Origin of the sequence: Rhizobium sp. BK399, assembly GCF_014194695.1 — a bacterium.
Classification (GTDB): domain Bacteria; phylum Pseudomonadota; class Alphaproteobacteria; order Rhizobiales; family Rhizobiaceae; genus Rhizobium.
Window position 1 is genome coordinate 1 of record NZ_JACIAH010000040.1, and the last position, 6005, is coordinate 6005.

Genomic DNA, 6005 nt, shown 5'->3' on the forward strand with positions numbered 1-6005 from the left:
TGTTCGTCTGTGAAACGGCTGCGCTTCATTCCCTGGTCCTCTCAATGGGCCAGAGCTTACTTCAAAATGGATTATTTCAACGGGGCAAGGTCACCGTGCTTAACTGGGAGCGACCATGAAACAAGCCCTGATCGTAACATCGATAGCGGTCGCCCTGGTCGCGATCGCGGCAACGTACGCGTTGCCTTCCTTCAACGCGACCGGCCATTCTCAGATAGTCAACTCTCGTTAACATGATCGCGGTCTTCGCCTTTCGTTGATGAGAATGCCACACGACGCGACCACAATGTGATCTCGAGCGCGATCCGCGGCAGCAGACCAGGAGCCAACAGGACAAAGCATTCATAAGCCAGGACATACGCAGCCGCCTCAGGTCGAGGTTTCTTTCCAATCTCGCGGGATAGCAAGTCGGCGAACCGTTCCAATACGCTAGGTCTGCTACTCAACTCGAAAATGGCGAAGAGCGACGACGAAATCGTCGCTCTTGGCGTTTTCGGCTGGCGACGTTATCCGTCAATTCTGAAGCCTACCTTCATCACAACCTGATGGTGTTCAACTGCGCCGTCCCTGATATGTCCCCGGATCTGGTCGACTTCGAACCAATCTAGATTTCGCATGGTCTTTGACGCGCGCGCGATTGCCGTGTCGATGGCTTCAGTTATTGAAACCTTGAAGGTGCCGACCAGTTCGACCTTCTTGTAGACGTGATCGCTCATTTTGCTTCCTTCCTTCAGTGTTTCAGGTTCAGGCAAGTCTTGAGACGCTGCGCTGCACAAAAGGAACGAAGACAACCTTTCAATGTCGAACGCCTTTGAAACTCTCACATGATTTTGGTCGCGTGCCAATGTCAGCGTTGTCGCCGGGAAGTTCGAAGTGGACATTGTCGAGAAAAAATCCCGGCAGCGCAGCCATGCCCCTTTCAGCGCTCAAAATGTGAAGAGGGGCGCTTCCAGCTGGCCCCAAAGCTGCCGTGTTTCGGGTGAATCTGTCATGGGGCGACTCAGGGGAGGAGCACGCGCATGGTTTCAACGGGCGATTGGACATTTGGACTCGAAATCTGGCTGCCAGGGGTTCCAAATCCGATAGACATCAGAGGAACAGACGAAGCATCGGCGTTGTTGGCAGAGAAATGGCCGGTTACGTTCGGATCGGCGTTTGAGCGAGCTCTTAGCGCTTGCGCCGCAGTACTTGATGGGACGATGCACCCAGACAGTGCGAAGCGGGCCCTGATCGATGCGGCCGAAGCGATCGGCGTCTCGTGGAGGGACCGGGTCTATCATGTGCCGGCCCGCAGTGAGGTGTTTGCTCGCGGTCCTTCCATCAGCCGCAGCCATTGAGCTGCGTCGGGGGATGACAGTATAATCTGGGGAGGAGGAGGCGAGGTGACGGATCTCGCGATACGCTATTCAAATGGCGCCGCTCAGCTCAGACTGAGCTGGTGACCCAGCGGCTTGCTTAAAGACCTGCTCATGGCAGACTTCACGGGACCTGTTCGTCCGCGCTGCCCCGGCCGGGGCATGCTGTCGATCACGGCATTGTTCCGCGCAATGACTGCGCCGCGGGATGGAATTTAAGTATAGCTATGCGTGTATTGGCCTTCGGGAAAATCCTGGAAGCCGAGGGACCAGCATTTGCCAGGCCAAATATAATCCACTCGCCGTTCCAACGGTCGGTACAGCGCAGTATAGAGAGTTGGATAAAAAATACTGTTGGAGTAAAGCGGCGGCTGGAGAAACAGCTGTTGGAATTGCGGAAGGGACATGCTCGGGTCTTCCAATGCGCGCTGAATTGCTGCCAGGCGCGTCATTGATGACGTCGAGGGTCTTGTCCACCGTTGATGGTTCGTACACGCCTTCGCTCGAGATACGACCGGGCGTTGATGCGGGCCGAGCAACAAGGTCGCGTAGGAACCCGAACGGTCCAGGACGGTTACATTCTGTGGTAGCGCTATGGGAATTCTGCAAAGGGCAGCGACTGCTTGATTTATAGTGTGGCACGTCTCGAGAATGTAGCGGATCACCAGGATAATGGAAAAGCCAACACCCTGAGTGCGGCCCCCGCCAAGAGTGACACTCGCGACGAGTCCTTCTTCGTTCATACCATCTACACAACCTCCCCAAGGTCTTTGCGCCTTTCCAATGACCCTCAGATTCGACCAGGCGGTCATTTCGAAGCGATCGGAAACAATCGCCGGCGGATAGTCAAAGTTTCGCAGTAATGCCGGGCCTTCCGACCCAAGCCAGACCGCCTGACTACAGCCGTAGCGTTCTGGCGCGGGTCGGTAGTGACTGAGCATTCGATGCGCCACGTCGTCATCTCCGACGAGGGAGCATGCCTCGTCATAGGCGGGTGCCAGCTCCGGCATGAACCGAAGCAACGCTGCACGGCATTCCTTTGCAGTTGGGACTGGGGATCGGGCTTGCCCGAAGTACCACTTTTCCGCCTCCTCGCGACCGGCAACAAATCTGGAAAGCCAGGCCTTGCCGGGTCGGTCTTCCTTAACGGCCGCAAATGTCTTGTCCATGGCTGGATTATAGGAAGTCACACGCGTTGCTGACAAGGCGTGGGCGCCGGTATAGGCGTCGTGAGGAATACAGAAAAGAACCAGCAAGGCTCGACTGGAACTTAGGAGACCATGCCCGGCTGGCATCGTCCATGGAGCAAGCCGAAGATGGGTTGTCGACCATGGGAACGCTGGGGCTCGCTGATGCGAGAGCTTGGCTCATTGAACCCAAGCGCCCCGTATTCGCCTCAGGTGACGATGTTCAGACCGGATATGGCAACAGCGTTTCACGTCTGCCAAGCGCCAACGAATAACAAACGACGAGCCCTATTTCACCTGAGGAGCGCTGAACGGACGACGCAGCGAATGATCTCGACGACGAGCAGTACACGGAAAGTCACGGGTATCATCTAATGATCGTAATGCGGGCGTTTCAGTCAGCCAAGCCGCGGCTGCTCCAATCAAGCAATGCGAGAAGACCGGAAAAACCGGCTTTCTCGTCCAGGTCCCCCCGAAACGCCGTCCTATTCCCTTCGAGGCGCGCCTCGTTTTGCAGACAAGGGTGAAGACATGTCAAGAATATGCGGAAGACCCAGGCGACCAATGGGTTTCACTGCCGTTCCTCAGCGTGCTTGCGCTTTTCGTTCTCCTGCTCGTATGGGTATTGCTCGAGCATACGGTCTATGGTCGTCGCTCTATGCGTTGGCGGGAACGCCGAAGCTGCAAGGCTCGTCGGTGTGCGTGTGCGGCTCCTTCGATTTTCGGCGGTTGGCCTGACCGGTCTCGGGGGCGGCAACCGCAGGTCTGATGATGCAAGCCGGGTCGCCTCCGCCAACCCGACCCAAGGAAGCGGTTTGATGCTTTCTGCAATAGCGGCCGTCTTCCTGGGAATGACCATGAGTGAGGAAGGCGAGCCCGCGTCCTGGCGACGTTGTCGGGAGTTTCATTCTCGGCGGCTCGACAATGGCCTGACGCAGATGAGCGTCGATTCCTACGTGCGCGAGATTCTCGTGGGATCAACTATCATCCTCGCCGTCGCCTCATCCAGCTTGAGCAAGCTTAGCCAAAAGGAGTGGCCACTCCCCATACGGACTGTTCTCAACAGCATCCGCAGGAGGGGATCATAACGGCTCCGTTATGGCTGAGCCGGCGCCAGAAATTTGCGCGGCATCCAGACCGTGGCGTAACAAGCGCTCTCGGGACCGACACTATCTTTCTGTGTATAACGTGACTGAAAGGCGGCCTCGACAGTGCCATGAGGTCAACTACACCGGCTTTTTTTTACAACGAGCACGATCACTTCCGACAAGACCACGAATCGCCTGCAATCAGCCATCTCAAGAGGAGATTTCGCTTTGCCAGTGATCAAGCTGTTCACCAGGAGGTGTCTTGTTCCGTGCCTGCCTTTTTGGCGCAAGCACGACCGCGCAGTCGGCTGAAAGACCCCAACGACGTTGTAAGTCGATCGGTCGGCGACCGCTTCCACCATAGTTAAAATCGTCACTGGACCACTCGACCTTCCATTGATAACCGCGCGGCGGGGCGAGCAGAGGATCGGGCCGACTGTGAATTGCAAGGTCGTGACCGAGATTGACTAAAAGCAGACGCTGTTCGTCCGGCTTATCAGAAAAAAACCGCAACAGGAGCGCGGACGTCTCCAACACACTCCCGTCAACAATGAGCTTCCGCCCTTCGTCATATCCGGAGAAGATATTATTTCGCCGAAGCGCGAGGAGATCCCTATGGAGCGCAACGAGGTGGTCATTCCGCTCATATTCATCCCACTTTAGTTTTGATCGTTCAAACGTTAGCGGATCGGACGGCGCAGCCATGCGGTTTTCGAAGTCGGGATCCTTTAGGCTTGGGAACTGTTTCAAGAACGCAACTCTGCCCTTTCTTACGAGATCAATCATCTCCCCACGACTATCCGCGAAGTAAAAGAAAGGCGTCGTCGCGCCGAACTCCTGGCCTTGAAAAAGCATGGGGGTCTGCGGACCGAGGAGGAGCAGGGCGGTTAGTGCTCGAAACCGCGCCGGCGACGTCAGCTCAGTTATCCGCAAGCCTCTTGCAGAATTCGCGATCTGGTCATGATTTTGCAAAAAGTGGACGAAGTGTTCGTGGTGGAGGTCAAAGCCGGGTGTGCCACGTGGGGCGTCCTGCCAATCGTAGCGCTGGCCCTGAAACAGGTAGCCATGTTTCGCGGCCGATACGAACTCTTGGGCATGACCGCGGTGATCGTGATAATAGGCTTCCCTCCTTCCGGTAGCGGCCACCATGGCAGAGTGATGGAAGTCATCATTCCAGGCAGCGTCCAGACCCAAGCCTTCCGCATCGCTTGCGCGGAGAAGACTTGTGTCCTGCGGTTCGTTCTCTGCCAAGAGGTAGATCGATCGCCGGCCTCCTGCTTTCCGTGCCTCACGAGCGATCAACGTGACGATGTGATCCTCACTGGCATCGAAGAGCGCCTGGGTGGCGTCCAATCGTAGGCCGTCCAAATGGTACTCATCGATCCAGTATGCGGCGTTCTTAGCTATAAACTCGCGCACACCCTGGCAATTCCTTCCGTCGAAGTTGAGAGAGCTACCCCACTCGTTGGAATAGCGATCGGTAAAGTAATCCTCTGAAAATGCTCGAAAGCTCTCGCCAACGCCGAAATGGTTGTAGACGACGTCGAGGATGATGCCGATTCCCGCCTGATGGGCCTGATCTATAAACGATCGCAATTCATCCGGGCGGCCGTACAAGCGTGTCGGCGCATAGGGAAGTACTCCGTCATAGCCCCACCCGAACTCACCGAGAAACTCGTTGACTGGCATCATCTCCAAGCATGTGATGCCGAGGTCTTTGAGGAGCGGTAGCTTTTGCGCTGCGGCTTCATAGGTTCCCTCCGGCGTGAATGTCCCAATATGCATTTCGTAGAGGACCTGCCCATCTGGAGATATACCTGGCCAAGCCGTATCCCGCCATCGAAAGGACCTGTAATCCACGAGCATTGACGGCCCCGCTGGGCCCCCGGGTTGAAAGCGCGATGCGGGGTCGGGCAGACATTGTGGCGTCTCCCCGAGGCGGAACTGGTAAAGTGCGCCAATCTGCAAACCCTCGACGTCGACACAAAAGTAGCCCCCTTCCTCTCGCCGCATCGGGTATTCTCCTCCTGCCATGAGAACGACCGACATGGTTTGGTGAGATGGTGCCCAAACGCGAAACGACGCAACACGATCAACGATCTCGGCCCCAACCGGGTATCGTCTTTGTGATCCTCCCGTCGCTCTTGATTCGCGATCGACTTGCATTTGCTTGACGTCCTCTGCTGCGGTCTGGCCATTGAAAACGTCAGCAACAGGGCGTTGTTCCGGCGGAGGATCTTAGGCCGTAAACTCATAAATTCTCTTGGCGTATTGCGTTCCGCGTGATTCAAGGCTTCCGAATTAGGAGCTATGATGACACGCCGCCGCTACGAACTCACCGACCACGAGTGGTCAATCATTTCGTCCCTACTGCC

The 6005-nt window shown here is 56.3% G+C and carries 4 protein-coding genes; 1 reads left to right on the top strand and 3 read right to left on the bottom strand.

Annotation, left to right across the window (positions count from 1 at the left end):
- Nucleotides 1–506: 506 nt before the first annotated feature.
- Complete coding sequence (locus FHT97_RS30445; RefSeq protein WP_183865176.1) at nucleotides 507–716, bottom strand: dodecin; 210 nt, start codon at nucleotides 714–716, stop codon at nucleotides 507–509.
- Between the two features lie 303 nt (nucleotides 717–1019).
- Here FHT97_RS30445 and FHT97_RS30450 point away from each other — a divergent pair, with 303 nt between their 5' ends.
- Complete coding sequence (locus FHT97_RS30450; protein ID WP_183865178.1) at nucleotides 1020–1337, top strand: DUF982 domain-containing protein; 318 nt, start codon at nucleotides 1020–1022, stop codon at nucleotides 1335–1337.
- A gap of 233 nt (nucleotides 1338–1570) precedes the next feature.
- Here FHT97_RS30450 and FHT97_RS30455 read toward each other — a convergent pair whose 3' ends face one another.
- Entirely contained in the window at nucleotides 1571–2524 is a 954-nt protein-coding gene (locus FHT97_RS30455) for a C45 family autoproteolytic acyltransferase/hydolase (protein WP_183865180.1), read from the bottom strand.
- Between the two features lie 1316 nt (nucleotides 2525–3840).
- Nucleotides 3841–5796, bottom strand: a complete 1956-nt coding sequence (gene treZ / locus FHT97_RS30465; protein ID WP_183865183.1) for a malto-oligosyltrehalose trehalohydrolase — start codon at nucleotides 5794–5796, stop codon at nucleotides 3841–3843.
- Nucleotides 5797–6005 lie beyond the last annotated feature (209 nt).